Origin of the sequence: Carboxylicivirga litoralis (assembly GCF_025499605.1) — a bacterium.
Classification (GTDB): domain Bacteria; phylum Bacteroidota; class Bacteroidia; order Bacteroidales; family Marinilabiliaceae; genus Carboxylicivirga; species Carboxylicivirga litoralis.
The window spans coordinates 88,021-106,271 of sequence record NZ_JAFMVC010000010.1 but is presented as its reverse complement, the minus strand read 5'-3'; the positions used below and the strand labels follow the sequence as shown (position 1 = coordinate 106,271).

Below are 18,251 nucleotides of genomic sequence, written 5' to 3'. Positions count from 1 at the left end.
CCGGATTGGTCGATTATTAATTTAAAATATGAGCTTGATGAGAATTGTTTATTTGGCCTTAATGGTTGTTGCAGCGCTGGTGTTGGGATGCTCAAGTGATGATGGCAATTCGCCATCAAAAACGGATGAGTTAGAGAAGTTCGACCCGGTTCCGATACAAAAGACCAATTCAACGGAGGTGTTCATGCATTATATGACCTGGTTCGAAACGAAAGAAAGCAGTGATAACAATGCCTGGGGTATTCATTGGACCATGGCCAATCAAAATCCAGACAACATAGTCGAAGGAAAAAGAGACATAGCGTCTCATTATTATCCGTTAATTGGCCCCTATCATTCGGGCGATAAAGATGTGATTGAGTATCATTTGCTATTAATGAAATATTCTGGTATTGATGGCTTGCTGTTCGACTGGTACGGTACCTATGATGTAAATGATTATGCCATTGTTGATGAAAATACGCAGGCTGTTATTGATTTAATGGATGAGGTTGGTTTAAAATATGCCTTTGTTTATGAGGACAGAACATTGCCTGAAGTGGTAAATGCCGGAATGGCAGTTACCAATGAAAGTGCAGCCAAAACCGATATGCGGTATTTAGAGGCAAATCACTTTAATCAGGATGCTTACATTCAGATTAATAATCAACCGCTTTTAATGGTTTTTGGCCCGATTACTTTGCAGAGTCCTGATAACTGGACCAATGTTTTTAGTGTGTTTTCCAAGCAGCCAACTTTCTTGACTTTATGGAATGAATCGGCCGATGCAGGTGATAATGCCGATGGCGAGTATGCCTGGGTTTACCAAGATAATGACCATTTAAGCGATTTTTATACCAACAGATATTCGCAGTTAAATGTAGCCATGGGTTCTGCCTATCCAGGCTTTCATGATTTTTACGAAGAAGGTGGATGGGGATCCGAAATTGGCTGGACAATCGATCATCAAAATGGTGCAACGCTGGATGAAACATTAGATTTGGCGCTTGATGCCGATGTTGATTATCTGCAATTAATTACCTGGAATGACTTTGGCGAAGGAACCATGTTTGAACCCACTGATGAATTCGGTTATAGCTTTATTGAGAAAATAAAGGCTTATACGGGTGTCACTGATCAGCAATCCATTTTTGAAGATATCCACACTTTGTATCAATATCGAAAAAAGTATAGCGGCGATGCTACTGTGCAGAAAAAGCTGGATCAGGTTTTTTACTATCTGGTTTCGGTGCAAACAGATAAAGCTTTATCACTATTAAACGAGTTGGGGGATGACTAAATTATTATTAACCGATAAAATAACATGCGTGAAATATTTGAAGACAATAGCCTGCCTGTGGTTATTAGTGGTGGTCCTGATGTCATGCAGTAAACCGAATGAAGTGGTGACGTCACCCGATGGCAACCTGCAAGTGGAGTTTAAATTAAAGCAGGGAATACCTTATTACAATATCCAAAAAGCGCAACAGCCTTTATTGCTGGATTCAAAGATGGGGTTCCAACTGATTGATCAGGATGACTTAACAGGGAATTTTAAGATTGTTGCAGTTGAAAGAGATTCAAAAAATCAGACATGGGAACAACCTTGGGGTGAGTTTAAAGAAGTGGTGGATAACCATAGCGAGTTAACGATTAAGCTTCAGGAAGAATCAGGCGCCAATCGCTTAATGAATATTGTTTTCAGAGTGTTTAACGATGGTGTTGGTTTTCGTTATGAATTTCCGAAACAAGAACAACTGGACAGTGTCATGATAGCCGATGAAACCACCGAGTTTACGTTTGCAAAGGAACACGATGTGTGGTGGATGCCGGTACATTCGGAGAATAGTTACTACGAAAGCTATTATCGAAAAAATAAAATTGGAGAAACAGATACAATCAATACGCCGGCCACGTTTGAAACCAACGATGGTACTTTTTTTGCCATTCATGAGGCTAACCTGACCGACTTCGCATCAATGACTTTGCGCCAAACAACTGAAAAACAATATATCAGTGAGTTGGTGCCATGGAGTAACGGTGTTAAGGTGTATGCACAAACGCCATTTACATCGCCCTGGCGCACCGTTATCATCGGCGATAATCCGGGTGATGTTGCCACCGCCACCATCACGCTTAATTTAAACGAGCCATGTGTCTTGGAGGATGTATCGTGGATTGAGCCATCGAAATACATTGGAATTTGGTGGGGAATGCATCTGGAAAAATATACCTGGGGACAGGGGCCTAAACACGGTGCAACAACCGAAAATACCAAAAGATATATTGATTTTGCCAACGAAAATGGTTTTGATGGCGTATTAGTTGAGGGCTGGAATTATGGATGGGATGGCGATTGGGCTTCCAATGGTGAAAATTTCAGTTTTACAAAAGCTTATCCCGATTTTGACCTGGAGGAGGTGTGTCGATATGCCGCCTCAAAAAATGTGCGCTTAATCGGGCATCACGAAACAGCGGGTGCGGTAAGCAACTACGAAGCACAAATGGAGGATGCCTTTAAATTGTATCATAAAAATGGCGTCAATGCGGTTAAAACGGGATATGTCAACAAATATTTAGATGGCAAAGAATGGCACGATAGTCAGTTTGGTGTTCGTCATTACCGTAAAGTTATTGAAACAGCTGCCAGATATCAGATCATGATTGATAACCACGAGCCGGTTAAAGGCACAGGTCTTCAACGCACGTATCCGAATTTAATGACACAGGAAGGTGCAAGAGGGCAGGAATATGATGCCTGGTCGGCCGATGGTGGTAATACACCCGAGCATACTACCATTATGCCTTTCACCAGGATGTTAGCCGGACCTTTTGATTTCACACCGGGAACCTTCGATTTTGACTATCAAACGCCAAATAATGCCAAGGTACAAACCACTCTGGCAAAGCAATTGGCCATGTATGTCATTATTTTTAGTCCTCAGCAGATGGCGTCTGATTTGCCCGAAAACTATATTGGGAAACCGGCCTTTGAGTTTGTTAAACAAGTGCCAGCCATCTGGAGCAATACAAAAGTGTTGGATGCGGTTATCGGTGATTATGTTATAACCGCCCGTAAAGATTGGGATTCAGAAGACTGGTATGTAGGAGCGATAAGCGATGAAAATGAACGACAATTATCTGTTGATTTATCATTCCTGGATGAAGCAAAACAATATACGGCCGAAATATACCGCGATGGGAAAGGGGCGGATTATAAAACAAATCCTTATCCGATAATCATTGAAAATAAGCAGGTAGATAATACCGGAAAGCTAAAAATAAACCTTGCTAAAGGAGGAGGAGTAGCAATAAGACTAAGTCCGCTACAGCAATAGATTCTCAATTATAATTATCAGATTTTCATGTGCCATGTAACAATTTTGTTGCATGGCTTTTTTTTGGAAGAGCGGAGAGAGGGGGATTCGAACCCCCGGTACACTTGCGGTGTACACACGCTTTCCAGGCGTGCACAATCGGCCACTCTGTCACCTCTCCAGTTGCATAAAGATAGAAACTTTATTGATATCATAAAGCTCAGGACTTTAAACAAAAAATCCCGACCAAAGTCAGGATAAAGTTGCACGGGAGGAGCGACTCGAACGCCCGACACCTGGTTTTGGAGACCAGTGCTCTACCAACTGAGCTACACCCGTATTTTATATTAAAAGCATTGCCTTTGTCAATGCGGATGCAAAAATAGGAGAATTATCATTAATTCAAATGTTTTTACATGGAAAAATATGCTGAAATTATTGTTGTGCCTGGCCTCTAGTTAGTTTGGTATGTAAAAAAACTTATTTTAAAAATTAAGAAGGACTGTGGTTCCTTTTTCTATTTCAGAGTGAATTTTAAGATTGCCACCATGAAGGCGCATCACTTGTTGCGATAGAGCTAAACCGATTCCACTTCCGCCATGGCGGGTGGTGTAAAAAGGTACACATACCTTATCGAGTTCTTCCTCAGGAATACCTTTGCCATTATCGTGGATTGTTATCTGTAGCTTTTTTGTTTTTATTTGAGCACAGATAGCTATGTGTGCCGGATGTTTATCCAAAGCCTCAATACTGTTTTTTACCAGGTTAATGAGCGATTGCTCCAATAGTTTTTCATCTACTAAGTAGCTAAGTTGTTTTTCACAATTGACTGTTAATTCAAATGCGTTTCCTTTTTTGGCATAAAGCGCTTGAATTCGCAACAGTATTTGATAAATGTTGCAGGGCTGTGTTTGAGCACTTTTCAATCCGGCCATGCTTCGATAGCTTTCTACAAAACTGGTTAACCCTTTGCTGCGTGTATGGATAGCATTCAGGCCTTCTATAATTTCTGACTGTTCTTCATCGTCAATACTGATTGGGGCTTCTGAATTTTGAAAACGCTCTTTTAATCCTGCTGATAGGATGTTGATAGGGCTTAAAGAATTCATGACTTCATGGGTGAGCACACGAATCAATTTCTGCCATGATTCGAGTTCTTTCTGTTCTATCTCACTTCGAATATCCTGAAAAGCCAACAAGCGAAGCATTTTATCTTCTTTTTTCATCAAAACAGAAGTTAGGGCAACCTGTAGCATTCGATTGTTAACCATCAGTTCAATCAGTTTTTGCTGGTTAGGCTGTAATTGCATCAGTTCATCTGATAGCCCGGGTTTAAAACTATTGAGCTTATCGAGTCGGTGGAGGTATTTAATATTTAACAAGCGTAGCAAAGCCTCATTAGTCATGGTTACGTTTCCATGCTCATTTACAACGATAATAGCAACGCCAATTTTTTTCAAGGCAGTCTCAAAAAAGAGGTATTCCTTTTCTTTATCGAGTTTCAATTGCCTGAATGCTTTAACTACCTGGTTAAACGATTGAAATAAATCCTGAAATGAAGTATCCTTATCGCTGGTATGAAAGTGAATAGTGGTATCTCCAAAACCAAACGATTCAATGAAGCGTGCCAGCTCGCGGTTGGTTTTTCGAACTAAACGAATAAGACTAATTACCTGGATAATATAGATAAACGCTAGCAAAAAACGAAAAACAAAAAGCTTCTCATAGGGCCATATGAGCACAACAATAAGTGGGGTAATCGCTAGAAGGCAGGCATGCACAATAACGCTAAGAGAAAAATGCTTATAACTCATACTTCTTTATTTTATCGTACAAAGTAGAACGATTGATTCCAAGTTTTTTCGACGCTTGACTCATGTTGCCTTTACAGTTGGCAATGGCTTTTTCGATTAGTAATCGTTCATGTTCAATGAGGTTAAAGCAATCGGCATCCAAAACGTTGGATGCTTGATTATTTAAGAATAGCCCATCAGGATCAATGATTGACTTATCTGATAGAATCACGGCCTTTTCAATGGCATGTTGAAGCTCTCTGACGTTCCCCGGCCAGCTTTGTGCTTTTAATTCTTTTATCGCATCTGTTGAGAAAGACATCTGACCCTTATTGTATTTATCGGCTTGTTTATTCAGGAAAAAATCAGCCAAACCTGCAATGTCTTCTTTTCTGTCGCGAAGTGCAGGTAGTTCCATCGAAATGGTGTTGATGCGATACAATAAATCTTCACGAAAACGGCCTTCGGCAACCATTTGCTGAAGTGGCATATTGGTGGCGCATATCAAGCGTATATCCACTTTAATGGGACGTGAACCGCCAACTGGCGTTATCTCACGATTTTGAAGAGCAGCCAACAGTTTAGCCTGAGCACTCAACGACAGGTTGCCAATCTCATCTAAAAACAAGGTGCCTCCCGAGGCTAGTTCAAAGCGTCCGGTTCGGTCGGTTTTGGCATCGGTAAAAGCACCTTTCTTGTGGCCAAATAGTTCGCTTTCAAATAAGTTTTCATGAATAGCACCCAAATCAACCGAGACAAACATCTCATCCTTACGTTCAGACAGCTGATGAATGGTGCGTGCCATCACTTCTTTACCGGTTCCATTTTCGCCCAAAATTAATGCGTTAACGTCGGTTGGTGCCACTTTATTGATGAGTTGAATAAGCTGCTGCATGGCTTCTGACTGGCCAATAAACACATCATTATTGGCATTGATGCATTCTTTCAGGTGCTCTTGCTTTTTCTTTAGGCCGCTGATGGCGCGTTTCGATTTTTGAATCTCAAACACCGAACGCAGTGTAGATAAGATTTTGTGTTCGTCCCACGATTTTTCAATAAAGTCAGCTGCTCCTTTTTTTATGGCTCTCACAGCCAGCTCCACATCGCTGTAGCCAGTTATAAACACCACCGCCAGCTCCGGATCTAGTTGATGAACTTCCTGCATCCAGTATAAGCCTTCGTTACCGTTATTGATGCCGGCTTTAAAATTCATATCGAGCATTACCACATCATAAGCATCTTTTTGCAGGTGTTCTTTGATTCGGTTGGGATTGTGCTCGGTTTTTATTTGTTTAAAGTGAGGTTTAAGATAGAGCTTAAGTGCTAGTAGTAATTCTCTATTATCATCAACGATAAGTATGTTTCCTTCTTTGGGCATAGTTTGGAATTTTAGAGCTGACAGGTCTTCAAAACCTGTCAGCTCTATTTAAAACTACAAAATACTTCTTTATTGTTGGAAATCCATACATGGGTGTCGGATAATCCAACACAATCAAAGAAAGGGTGAAGTGTAAGGTGCAGAATATCAGGCAAAAGTATTTTGGGCACAGCTTTGGCACAAAGAAAAATGTAAGACAACAATTATGGATAGACTAATACAAAAGAAGCCTTGGTGGAAGAAAAACTTAAAGTGGTTGATTGCCGCATTAATTTTTGTAGGATGGTGCATTTACTTTATTGCTTTTGCCGACCATCGTAGCCAGGTAAAAATGGATAGTGAACGATTAACGATATCAACGGTTTTGCAAGATAATTTTCAGGATTATATTAGTGTAACGGCAACTGTTGAGCCTATTAAAACTATCTATCTGGATGCCATCGAAGGTGGACGTGTAGAAAAGATCTTACTGGAAGAAGGAAGTATGGTGCAGGAAGGAGATGCCATTGCCGAGTTAAGTAATACCAACCTGATTTTGGAAATATCAAATAATGAAGCCAACGTAGCGCGGGCTATTAATGAATTAAGAACTGCTCGACTGCAAATGGAAATGAACGCTATGGAGCTGCAAAATCAGATCGTTCAGCTCGAAGGCGATTTATTTATTCAGAAGCGTAAATACGCTAATGCGTGTGAATTTTTCAAAGAAGGCCTGATTTCGGAGGATGAGTATTTAAAGGATAAAACCAGCTACGAAGCCTCCTACCGACAAATGAATTTGTTGAAAGAAAGTTTTAAGCGTGACTCGATTTATCGAGGTATTCAGATTGAGACACTTGAGAGTTCGGCAGTTCGAATGGAGGAAAACCAAGGTATTATCCGTCAGCGTTTAGATAACTTAACCATTAAAGCACCCGTTAATGGCCAACTGGCATCGTTGAATTTAGAAGAAGGGCAGGTAATTAACTACGGAACGCGCATAGGTAAGGTCAATATCCTGGAGCGGTTCAAGTTAAAGGCAGAAGTGGACGAGCATTACATTTCACGGGTTAAGAAGGGGCTTAGGGCAAGCTGTAAATTCCCAACCGGACAAATTGAAGCAATCGTTAGTAAAATATATGCCGAAGTAGTGGATGGTCGTTTTACAGTTGACCTAGAGTTTGATAATGCTAATAATCAGCAGTTACGTATTGGGCAAACCAGCCATGTAAAACTTGAATTGGGTAACTCCAATAAGGCTGTTCTGTTGTCGCGCGGCAGTTTTTTTCAAAGCACAGGAGGCCAGTGGGTATTTGTGCTCAACAACGATCGCACTGCAGCCTACAAACGTGAAGTAACCATTGGTCGCCAAAATCCAAAATACTTTGAGGTGTTGGACGGCTTGAATCCGGGCGAAGAAGTGATAACTTCGGGATATGAAATTTTTGGTGATAATGAAGTAGTAGTACTAAACTAAACCTAACCCTGACTTATGATTAAATTTAAACTGATATTAAGAAGACTAATGAAGTCGAAGGGCATTCTTGCCATCAACTTACTTGGTTTGTCCGTAGCGTTTTGTACAATAATGTACCTGGCATCGTATGTAGTGCAGGAGTTTAGTTACGATACACACATAAAAAATCACGAACGTATTTATCGCTTGCTAAGCATTATGCAAGAAGGTGAATCGACAGAAATAATGCCCATTAACCGAAGCGAAAAGTTCATGCGACTAAAGGAACAGGTGCCGGAGGTAGAGGAAGTTGTTAATGTTTTTCGTATGGGGCAAAATTTGTTTCAATTAGGCGAAGAGCAGTATTTTGTCAGAAACACATTTATGGCCAATGTCAATTTCTTTAAAGTGTTTGAATTTGAGACAATTTACGGAGATTTAAATCTGGCTCTTGAGAAACCTGAAAACCTCGTTATAACGCAAAGTCTTTCTGAAAAGATATTTGGAAAAGAGAATCCGGTTGGCAAACAAATTCACTTCGATAAGAACCTGCACGTTATAAGTGCCGTCATTGCCGATATCCCTGATAATACGCATTTTGCATGCGATGTTGTTCAACCAATGAGCAAAGGAAACGGCGATATGAGTAGTATTGAATACCTGACCTATGTGCGATTTAAGAAAGGAGTTGATTATCATCAGGCAGCTATTAAATGCGAAGAGGTAGCTACTCAGGTGTTAACAGACTTTTTATCTGGCATGGATGTCGTGTGCGGTTCAAAAATGGAGCCACTGGCCGATATTCATTTAAAGACCATTGCATCCTGGGATCAGAAAGAAAACGGAAGTCTGATTCTAATTTCTTTTCTGGCCATTTTATCCATTGCGATTTTAATAATTGCATTAAGCAACTACATTAATTTACTGATGGCTAAGAAAGAAACCTATATCAAAATGGTTTCTATTCAAAAAGTTTTTGGAACCACCCGAAAAGGATTAATCGTTCAGTTTGCCATCGAATCATTATTGGTTATTACAATGGCAATGATAATTGCAGTGGTTCTTTTTTATGTTGTTAAGGTTGATGTTTCTGAATTTCTGAACATTAAATACCTCGATACAGTTTGGTATTCGTGGCCTATTTATGCTATACTGATAGGTGTTTACCTAAGCTCAGTTTTGATTGCCTGTATTTTCCCGGCCTGGCAGATTAGTCAGATTAATGTCAGAGATTTGATTCATTCGCATAACATTAAAACGCAATCAAAGTCGGCCTTGCTGGTTTTTCAATTTGCCCTTGTTAGCTTCTTGGTTTTTGGCATATTAACGGTTCAAAAACAAATATCGTTTATTGAAAACAAACCCAAAGGTTTTGTGGCTGAAAATGTTATTAATTGCAAAGGTAATAGCGATGAATCGATTGCTCGCTGGGCAGATATTAAAAAAGAAATACTGAAATTGCCCAATGTGGTGGATGCTACGGCTTCTCATGCCTATCCGGGCGGAAATGAAGGAAGTGGACAGGGCTTAAGTTATAAGCAGGCTCCTGCGGTTGGGGTGAACGAAGTGCGTGTTAAACCTGGCTATTTAAATGTGTTTGGCATTCAGCTAAAAGAAGGTCGCTTTTTTACCGGTGAAGCGGCACAAAACGAGGAGATACTTGTTAATGAAACGGCTCTTCGCAAACTGGGTATTGAAGATGCCATTGGTACTTTAGTTGATTTTAGCGGACAAACTGTTGAAATAATAGGTGTTGTTAAAGACTACCACTACAGCTCGTTGAAAGACCGAATTCAACCAACTATGATGACCAATTGGAGCAATTATGTATGGAATTTCTCGGTTAAATTAGATGGCTTTAATAATGCCGAAACGATTAATAACATATACAACATTTTAAAGCGCTTCGATCCGGACTATACCGGAAATATTCAGTATCTGGATGATGAATTGAATCGATTATATTACCAGGAACATGCGCTTCGTCGTATTTTCTACCTTGGAACTACGCTTGGCTTATTGATTGCTTTAATTGGTTTGCTGGCGTATGCGGCTGTTTTATCATCACGACGAACCAAAGAAATTGGGATTCGCAAAGTGAATGGAGCCAATAACCTTTCAATAATTCAGTTGCTCTCGAAGAATTATCTGAAGCATATTTTGATAGCTTACCTTATTGCCAGTCCTATTGCTTACTATGCCATGAGAGAATGGTTAAATGGTTTTGCTTATAAAACAACTATTGGATTGGAGATATTTGGTTTGGCTGGCACATTCACCATAGTCATATCCATTGCTACTATTAGCTGGCAGAGTTGGCGAACCGCTACTCAAAATCCCGTTAAGGCTTTACGGTACGAGTAATTAAAAGTCAGTCATTAGCGATTCAAAACTGGAATACTAAATATTTATAACCAATAATCCTGAAATTATGATTGGAACAAGTAACCTGCAAAAGCTATTTCGAGCTAATAAACGAATTGTCTCAAACTATAATGCTCCTAAACTAAGATAAGATGATACGGTATTTATTAAAAACGGCTTTACGTCATGTTGTTCATCGAAAGTACTTTAGTTTACTGAATGTGATTGGATTTTCGATGGCTTTTGCTACCTCGTTGATAATTTTCTTTTATGTAATTTTCGAATATAGCTTCGACAGCCATCATGAAAAGGCAGCAACGGTGTATCGGGTTGAAGTTGGAGATCAGGTGATTTACAAAGGAACAACGGCCCAATTGTTAAAAGATAGAATTCCTGAAATCAAAAATGCAAGCACGCTATCGCCATATGCCGGCCAGGTACTTGTGCATCCTACGCAGCCCGATAATATCTATGCTGGTCGTGTTTTTCAGGCTGATTCAGCAATTAGTAAGATGTTGACTTTTGATGTGCTTATTGGGGATTTGGATGCTGCCTTTATTGATAAAAGTAAAATTGCCATTGATGATGAGGCGGCCCTTCAGCTTTTTGGTAGTACGAGTGTGATTGGTAAAATGGTGCAGGTTAATTATGGCAGGGAGATGGAAATCTGTGCTGTTTACGAAGCGTTTCCCTCAAATAGTACATTTAGTCCGGTAGGCTTTATGAGCATCAAACAAAACGCCTCACGGTTTGAAAGGAGTGAAAGTAGTTTTCTTACCTTTTTGGAAATTGAACCGCACTTGGTGACGGATGAGCTGAACCAACGAATGGAGGATATTATAAATGCAGAATTTAATGATGAAGTAAGTATTCATTTACGTGCTTTGAAGGACGTGCATTTTGCCGAAAAAGTAAACTATGAATACGCAAAAATAACCAAACGATCGACGGTTGATTTGTTCTTGTTCATCGCCTTTCTTGTGTTGATTATCAGTGTAATCAACTATTATAATTTTAAGTGTGGCATAATGCCAACGCGCGAAAAGAATTTCTTTGTTCAGGAGGTGAATGGCGCTAAACTGATGCATATCCGACTGACGCTTTTATTTGAAGGACTCATTGTGTGCGTTTTAGCAGCTATAATGGCTTATATACTAGTTGAGTTATTTAGTAGTTCGCAGCTATCCGAGTTGGTGCCATTTGACTTAAAGGAATTTAGCTTGAGTGATAGAGTCTTGATGTTGAGCGCCATTTGCATTTCAGCTGCTATTATCTCGGTGCTGTTACCAACAGGCTTCCGATTTGCTGATACGCTGCTGGATAAATACCGAACGTCAACCTCCAGATCATTTATTAGCATGCGTGGTGTGCTCATGACATTTCAGTTTGTGGCATCTCTGGTCTTGATAATTAGTTCGATTGTCATCTATCAACAAAAGCAGTTTCTACTCAATTACGATACGGGTATTGTCAGCAATAATGTTATCTCGTTTCCATTGAGCGGAAAGATTAAAAGTAATCTTGAGAGTTTCACTTCGGAGTTAGAAAACTCTGCACACATTACTGATGTTACCTATGCTGCGCATGGCCCCTCTAATACCATGATGGGTTGGGGAAGAACGATTGACGGCGAGCAGGCATCGTTTTATGTTTGGCCTGTGGCCGAAAATTTTCTAAGTTTTTTCGAAGTGAAAGTGCTTAATGGACGCGATTACTCCACAAACCTGTTGGATGACAATAAGTTTATTTTCAATCAGGCAGCCATTGATAAGTATAGCTGGGAACACAAACTCAACAAAAAGTTTCCAACATTTGAAGGAGAAGCCGATTTGATAGGCTTCTGCGAGAATTTTCATTATGCTTCTTTGCATCATACGGTTGATCCGATGTGTTTTTGGCTCAACCGGAAAAGGTGTAACATGGCTTTTGTAAAGTATTCAGGAAGTCTGCCGGTTGTGTTGGAGCATATTGAAAGTTGCTTTAAAGCCATCTCACCCAGCCACATGTTTGATTATGGTTTTGTGGACGATACTTACCAAGCTTATTACAAGAGCGAAATGCGACTTTTTAAACTCATTAGTTTTTTCAGCTTTATTGCGCTGTTAATCACCGCTATTGGCATCACGGGTTTGGTCACTATTATTACTCAACGTCATGTGAAAGAGATTGGAATTCGAAAGGCCAATGGCGCGCGCATTTATGACATTCTTAAATTATTGAACCGTAAAATCAGCTATACCATCGCGATTGCTTTTGTTATTTCCGTGCCGCTGGTGTGGTATCTGATGGAGCTTTGGATGAATAATTTCATTGTGCACACAACCATTCATTGGTATTACTTTTTGTTGGGCGGAATATGTGTGTGGCTATTGGCTATTTTGGTGACTTTGCGTCAAACCTGGAAAGCAGCCAGTCAAAACCCAATAAAAGCGCTGCGGTACGAGTAATTAATTGATCTAACAGACCATGAAAAGAGCGTATAGAAACATATTGAACAATCGATTTAGTACAATCATAATACTAATTAGCCTGTCAGTTGGAATCACTTGTATGTGTCTGGTTGGTGTTTTTGTGCAGCGCGAGTTAGCAACCGATGGTTTTCATAAATATTCAGACAGGATATATGCCTTAAGTTGTGATGATCCGTTTGCGCCTGGAAGCCGGATGTATTTTGCACGCGAGGGAGCAGCCCGCTACATGCAAGATAATTTTGAGCAAGTGGAAGATTATTGCCTGGTTAAATCAACCATTACCAATCGGGTGTTTGTTGATAATAATTCCTTCTTTGATAAGCCCAACACTCTGTCGGTAAGTCCTAATTTTTTCGATTTCTTTTCTTATCAACTGGTTGCAGGTCAGTCCGACAAGGTACTCGAAACAGAAAACAATGTGGTTTTGTCTGAACAGTTGGCCGAAAAGTATTTTGGATCAGCATCTCCATTAGGCCAGGTGATAGAGTTGGAAGAGTTGATGAGGCCAACAAAAGAGGCTGTTAAAAAACAGTATGTGGTAACTGGTGTTTTCAGAAAACCATTGGCCAATTCTCATTTGCAGTTCGACATTATAACAATGATGGAATCTGGCGATAGCCGTGCTTTTATTCGTTTAGCGCGGGATGTTGAGCGAACTGAGATGGAGGCATTGTTGGCTGCCAACAAAGAGCATATTCCGGTAATACATGCAGGAACGCAGGGTACGTATTATTTAGAATCCTTGTCATCCAACTATTTTACGCATCAAAGACATTCGGATGCTGAAATAACCCGAGATATTACAGATGTGTACATCGCATTGGCAATTGGGATTATTATCTTCTTAATTTCAATTATCAACTATTTATCATTGCTTGATAATTTACTGAAGATGCGAGAGCGGAGTTTCGTGATTAGAAGAATCAATGGCTCCTCAATTGGGGCAAATATATCCATGATGATGCAGGAAGTATTGCTGTTGGTTGGAGTATCGATGCTGTTGAGTGGTGTTATTATCACCTTATCATTGCCTTTTTTTAACCAACTGATGCACGCATCAATTAGTTTGGATTTTATGCTACATCTTAATCAGGTTGCACTTGTCAGTATTGTATTCATTGTCCTATTAGTCATTAGTTTCGTATATGTAATAATCAGCTTTAAAAGTTCTGGCATCATCAATCTGCAGGCTTTGGATAAAAAGAAGCGGAACTATGCTCAATTCCCGGTTTTCAGAGTTTTTCAGATAGCCTCATCAATAGTACTTATTATAGCATCTTTCACGATCCTAAAGCAGCTTGTTTACTTGAATAACAAATCTTTGGGGCTGGATAAAAATGTGATTGTGCTCACCATTCCCTCAAAGTATTATGAGCAAATAGATGTGTTTAAGCAAAAACTTAAGAGCCATGCTTGCATTAAGCATGTGGCCGGAGCTTCATCAACGCCATTAATGGGCCATTGGATGGTTAAGTTCCACTATAGCGAAGGTGGTAAAGACAAAAGCTACACGCCTTGTGGTTTTAGTGGCGATGCTGAATTTGTGGAAACACTTGATTTAAACCTTCTGGCTGGTAAAGGATTTAATGTTGATGGCATTTCTAATAAGGAGAAATGCCTCATCAATGAGTCTCTGCTTAAGTTATTTCCTAATCAAGATTTGCTTGGTGAAAAGTTGCCGGGCTCTGATAAAGAGGTAGTAGGTATTGTAAAAGATTTTCATTATTCGAACCTTATGAATTTTGTGGGACCAGCCATAATTGAATATAGAGACTCACACAACCATCTATTGGTGAAAGCTGATGTAAGGAAATGGAACGAAGCCAATCTGCTAATTTCTAAAATATGGCAGGAGGTGATACATGATTACCCACTAGACAAGTTAAGTCTCAATGAAAGGTATAATATAATTCATGCGGAGAACAAAAGCTTTATCAATCTTATAGCAGTGTGCTGTTTCATTAGTATTTTCTTGTCAATGATTGGGTTGTTCACAACTTCTCTGCAAATGAGCCTTGTTCGCACAAAAGAGATTGGGATTAGAAAAGTGAATGGGGCAACGGTTATGGAGGTTATTAGTCTATTGACCAAAGGCTATTCAAAATGGGTAGTTGCTGCATTTATAGTGGCAGCACCGTTGGGCTATTACTATATGACGAGCTGGCTTCAGAAGTTTGCTTACCAAACCGAACTCAGTTGGTGGATATTCATAGCAGCAGGTATGCTGGCTTATATAATAACAATGCTTACTGTTGCCTGGCAAAGCTTTAAAGTGGCGAGTCAAAACCCAATAAAAGCGCTGAGATATGAATAAAAGAGCTTTTAGCTGATAGCTGTCAGCCATTAGCTATTTACAATACAAACAATTTAACTAATCACTGTGCACTGCGCACACAAGCACTAAATAATATGCTAAAAACGAATAACTTACAAAAAGTATTTAGAACCGAAGAGGTGGAAACTACTGCTTTGAATAATGTCAACATCCATGTACAAAAGGGTGAGTTTGTAGCCATTATGGGACCATCGGGTTGTGGTAAATCAACTTTGTTGAATATCATTGGCTTGCTGGATAATCCTTCAAATGGCGAATTGTTTTTCGACGGTCAGGAGATTGCTTCCTTTAAAGAGCGTCAGCGCACTAACCTGCGAAAAGGCAATATAGGCTTTGTCTTTCAGAGTTTTAACCTGATTGATGAACTCAATGTTTTTGAGAATATTGAGATGCCATTGGTGTACCTGAAGCTATCGGCCAAAGAGCGCCGTGAGCGTGTTCAAAGGGTGATGGAACGCATGCAGATTGCGCATCGGGCCAAGCATTTTCCACAGCAGCTGTCGGGGGGTCAGCAGCAACGTGTGGCTTTTGCTCGTGCAGTAGTGGCTAATCCTAAGTTAATATTAGCCGATGAGCCAACAGGGAACCTTGACTCAAAAAATGGTGCTGAAGTCATGAACCTGCTTCGTCAACTCAACGAAGATGGAACCACCATTGTAATGGTCACGCACTCAGCTGAGCATGCAGAGTATGCGCACAGGACGATAAATTTATTCGATGGTCATGTGGTGACAGAGAAGATTCATAAAGAATCGCCGGTTGAAGAAATCATCTAAGACGCAATGATACACTACGATATATATTCAAGTAACTGAACGACAACTACCCTTAATCAACGCACATGCAGAGCCTGAAATTATTTATACGTCATTTTCAAAAACAAAAGACAACGGGATTTTTAAGTATCGCCAGTCTGGCATTGGGTATCACCGTTGCCCTGATAACAGGATTATGGTGTTTAAACGAGAGTAGTTTTGATAGTTTTCATCCCCAAGCTGAAAATACTTACCGCATTACGCGCAAAGGATTTATCAATGGAGAGTCGGTTTCGCTCGGAGCTGTTTGTAATCCCGCCGGCCCCGAAATAAAGGAAAAACTACCAGAAGTAACAGAAGTAACACGTATTTATCCTCTCGATGGCTTTTTAAAAGTAGGTAATCGAACAGATGGTGTTGAGAATGTGTATGCAGCTGATGCCAACTACCATCAATTGCTCAGTTTTCCTTTGGTGCAAGGACGTATTGAAGATTTTGAAAACAAACCCAATGCCATAATCATTAATGAAGACTGGGCTCAACGTTATTTTCCTCATCAAAATCCTATTGGTGAAATTGTCGATTTTAAGGGAGACAAAGAAGTTGTTGGTGTAATGAAAAATATGCCTATCAACACTTCTTTTAATATAGAAGCTTTTATTCGGATTGATGCAGTTACGTATCTGAAAAATGCCAAATGGGGTGGAAATGATAGTTTTATCACATTTGTTAAACTGGTTGAGGATGCAAATGTTACACGCTTAGAGTCGATTATTACAGCACACGCGCTTGAAAAGTTTGAGCCATATAAGGCGATAGAGATAAAATTTCAATTACAACCTTTAACCGATATTCACCTGGGGCATAAGTACCGCTTTGATTACACCAAACATCAAAGCAAATCGCTGGTTATATCATTTGGCATAATGGCTTTAATTATTTTGCTTATTGGATGTATCAATTTTACCAACTTGTTTATTTCCAATTCGTTTTTGAGAGCAAAATCAATTGGTGTGAAAAAGGCCAATGGCGCGACGAAAGCACAATTAGTGTTTGATTTTATTTCTGAGACATTTATTTACTCATTAACCGCTACCATTTTTGCCGTTTTGCTGGCCGAGTTGTTTACGCCGCTATTTGGGCAAATCATAGGCTATGAATTAAACATCGATTTTACTGCGCCAATCACTTATTTGGTGCTACTAGCATTGATAAGCTTTAGTACAGTGATGGCAGGTATTTTTCCGGCTGTTTATATGACGCATTTTAATCCGGTTCAAACCCTGAAAGACCAATTTAAAGGCAATAAAGTGTCGGTGGTTCAAAAGAGTTTAATCATATTTCAGTTTGCTGCCTCTATTGCATTGTTGATTGGTACTATTACCATTAAAAAGCAGGTAGACCATTTGCAAAGCATGAATTTGGGTTTCAGTAAGGAGAATGTGATTTACTTTGAGATGAACAAGAGTTTTAGGGATAACTACGATCGCTACGCCAAAGAGATAAAAGCTTTTCCTGATGTAACGAATGTTACTGCCAAAGGATGTTCGCCATTGGATTGGAACCAGGGCTCGTCGGTTAAAAGAATCGATAATCTTGATAACGAGTGTTTAATGGAAGTTTGTTACATTAAACCCAATTATTTTGACATGATGGAGATGCCTTTGGTACAAGGTGCTAATCCGTTTGGAGTTAACGATTCGTTGAACTATTGTGTGGTAAATGAGGCAGCAGCTAAAATATTAGGAGAGCAATCTATTATAGGACAACAAGTTTCAACAACTTTCAGAGGTGATTATATTGTGAAAGGTGTGGTGAAAAATGCGTATACTAAGTCCTTACATCAAAAAGTTGACCCGCAGGTTTATTTATCTATTCCTGATAAAAAATATGGATTAGTCATGGTTAAAGTCCGTCATAACCCTAAAGCTGTTATTACTCAGTTACAAACGATGTGGGATGAAACAACACCAAGTTATCCATTTACGTATCATTTTCTTGATAGCGCATACGAAGACTTGTATCGATCTGAAGAAGTGGCCAGCCAAATTGCTAATTGGTTAATGCTGATTGCTTTTGTTATTAGTATTGCCGGTTTATTCGGTATCGTTCGTTATTCAATTAATCGACGAACCAAAGAAATTGGTGTGCGCAAAGTAAATGGGGCAACGCTTTCTGAAATTATTGCTTTGCTCAACTCCACTTATGTGAAATGGGTTGGTTTATCTTTTGTGATTGCATGTCCCTTTGCCTGGTACCTGATGAATAAATGGTTAAGCGATTTTGCAGTAAAAACTGAAATGAGCTGGTGGATTTTTATTGTCACCGGATTGATAGCTATGACAATTACGGTTATAACCGTAAGTATTCAGGCTTACAAAGCAGCTTCTCAAAATCCTGTTAAAGCGCTTCGTTACGAATAAA

Annotated in this window: 10 protein-coding genes and 2 tRNA genes; 8 read left to right on the top strand and 4 right to left on the bottom strand. The window is 39.7% G+C overall.

The genetic code is table 11. From position 1 onward, the window contains the following. Positions 1–37 precede the first annotated feature (37 nt). Entirely contained in the window at positions 38–1,279 is a 1,242-nt protein-coding gene (locus tag J1N10_RS11155; RefSeq protein WP_262326783.1) for a glycoside hydrolase family 71/99-like protein, read from the top strand. Further along, complete coding sequence (locus J1N10_RS11150; RefSeq protein WP_262326782.1) at positions 1,272–3,317, top strand: glycoside hydrolase family 97 protein; 2,046 nt, start codon at positions 1,272–1,274, stop codon at positions 3,315–3,317. Before J1N10_RS11155 ends, J1N10_RS11150 begins: the two co-directional genes overlap by 8 nt. 72 nt (positions 3,318–3,389) lie before the next feature. On the opposite strand, the gene J1N10_RS11145 is transcribed toward J1N10_RS11150, so the two are convergent. The 4 genes from J1N10_RS11145 to J1N10_RS11130 form a co-directional block, all read right to left on the bottom strand. Continuing rightward, positions 3,390–3,477: transfer RNA gene (locus J1N10_RS11145), tRNA-Ser, on the bottom strand. Positions 3,478–3,562: 85 nt separating this feature from the next. After that, positions 3,563–3,635 (bottom strand) — tRNA-Trp (locus tag J1N10_RS11140). 146 nt (positions 3,636–3,781) lie between these two features. Continuing rightward, entirely contained in the window at positions 3,782–5,110 is a 1,329-nt protein-coding gene (locus J1N10_RS11135; protein ID WP_262326781.1) for a sensor histidine kinase, read from the bottom strand. Then, positions 5,100–6,467 carry a sigma-54-dependent transcriptional regulator gene (locus J1N10_RS11130; RefSeq protein ID WP_262326780.1) on the bottom strand — a complete coding sequence of 456 codons (1,368 nt, stop codon included), beginning with the start codon at positions 6,465–6,467 and terminating at the stop codon, positions 5,100–5,102. Before J1N10_RS11130 ends, J1N10_RS11135 begins: the two co-directional genes overlap by 11 nt. Before the next feature lie 205 nt (positions 6,468–6,672). Between J1N10_RS11130 and J1N10_RS11125 the strand changes: the two genes are divergently transcribed. The 6 genes from J1N10_RS11125 (at position 6,673) to J1N10_RS11100 (ending at position 18,250) form a co-directional block, all read left to right on the top strand. After that, complete coding sequence (locus J1N10_RS11125; protein WP_262326779.1) at positions 6,673–7,923, top strand: efflux RND transporter periplasmic adaptor subunit; 1,251 nt, start codon at positions 6,673–6,675, stop codon at positions 7,921–7,923. Between the two features lie 15 nt (positions 7,924–7,938). Then, entirely contained in the window at positions 7,939–10,266 is a 2,328-nt protein-coding gene (locus J1N10_RS11120) for an ABC transporter permease (RefSeq protein WP_262326778.1), read from the top strand. A gap of 152 nt (positions 10,267–10,418) precedes the next feature. After that, complete coding sequence (locus tag J1N10_RS11115) at positions 10,419–12,713, top strand: ABC transporter permease (RefSeq protein ID WP_262326777.1); 2,295 nt, start codon at positions 10,419–10,421, stop codon at positions 12,711–12,713. A gap of 19 nt (positions 12,714–12,732) precedes the next feature. Beyond that, positions 12,733–15,051: an ABC transporter permease gene (locus J1N10_RS11110; protein WP_262326776.1), complete on the top strand. Its 2,319-nt coding sequence runs from the start codon at positions 12,733–12,735 to the stop codon at positions 15,049–15,051. A 95-nt stretch (positions 15,052–15,146) separates the two neighbouring features. Continuing rightward, on the top strand, positions 15,147–15,848 hold the full coding sequence (locus J1N10_RS11105) for an ABC transporter ATP-binding protein (protein ID WP_262326775.1): 702 nt from the start codon (positions 15,147–15,149) through the stop codon (positions 15,846–15,848). A 65-nt stretch (positions 15,849–15,913) separates the two neighbouring features. Continuing rightward, positions 15,914–18,250 carry an ABC transporter permease gene (locus J1N10_RS11100; RefSeq protein WP_262326774.1) on the top strand — a complete coding sequence of 779 codons (2,337 nt, stop codon included), beginning with the start codon at positions 15,914–15,916 and terminating at the stop codon, positions 18,248–18,250. Position 18,251 lies beyond the last annotated feature (1 nt).

What these genes read in the sequence shown, in the direction of transcription:
- J1N10_RS11155 (WP_262326783.1), top strand. Translation starts at nt 38, where the DNA reads ATGAGAATTGTTTATTTGGCCTTAATGGTTGTTGCAGCGCTGGTGTTG.
- J1N10_RS11150 (WP_262326782.1), top strand. Translation starts at nt 1,272, where the DNA reads ATGACTAAATTATTATTAACCGATAAAATAACATGCGTGAAATATTTG.
- J1N10_RS11135 (WP_262326781.1), bottom strand. Translation starts at nt 5,110, where the DNA reads ATGAGTTATAAGCATTTTTCTCTTAGCGTTATTGTGCATGCCTGCCTT.
- J1N10_RS11130 (WP_262326780.1), bottom strand. Translation starts at nt 6,467, where the DNA reads ATGCCCAAAGAAGGAAACATACTTATCGTTGATGATAATAGAGAATTA.
- J1N10_RS11125 (WP_262326779.1), top strand. Translation starts at nt 6,673, where the DNA reads ATGGATAGACTAATACAAAAGAAGCCTTGGTGGAAGAAAAACTTAAAG.
- J1N10_RS11120 (WP_262326778.1), top strand. Translation starts at nt 7,939, where the DNA reads ATGATTAAATTTAAACTGATATTAAGAAGACTAATGAAGTCGAAGGGC.
- J1N10_RS11115 (WP_262326777.1), top strand. Translation starts at nt 10,419, where the DNA reads ATGATACGGTATTTATTAAAAACGGCTTTACGTCATGTTGTTCATCGA.
- J1N10_RS11110 (WP_262326776.1), top strand. Translation starts at nt 12,733, where the DNA reads ATGAAAAGAGCGTATAGAAACATATTGAACAATCGATTTAGTACAATC.
- J1N10_RS11105 (WP_262326775.1), top strand. Translation starts at nt 15,147, where the DNA reads ATGCTAAAAACGAATAACTTACAAAAAGTATTTAGAACCGAAGAGGTG.
- J1N10_RS11100 (WP_262326774.1), top strand. Translation starts at nt 15,914, where the DNA reads ATGCAGAGCCTGAAATTATTTATACGTCATTTTCAAAAACAAAAGACA.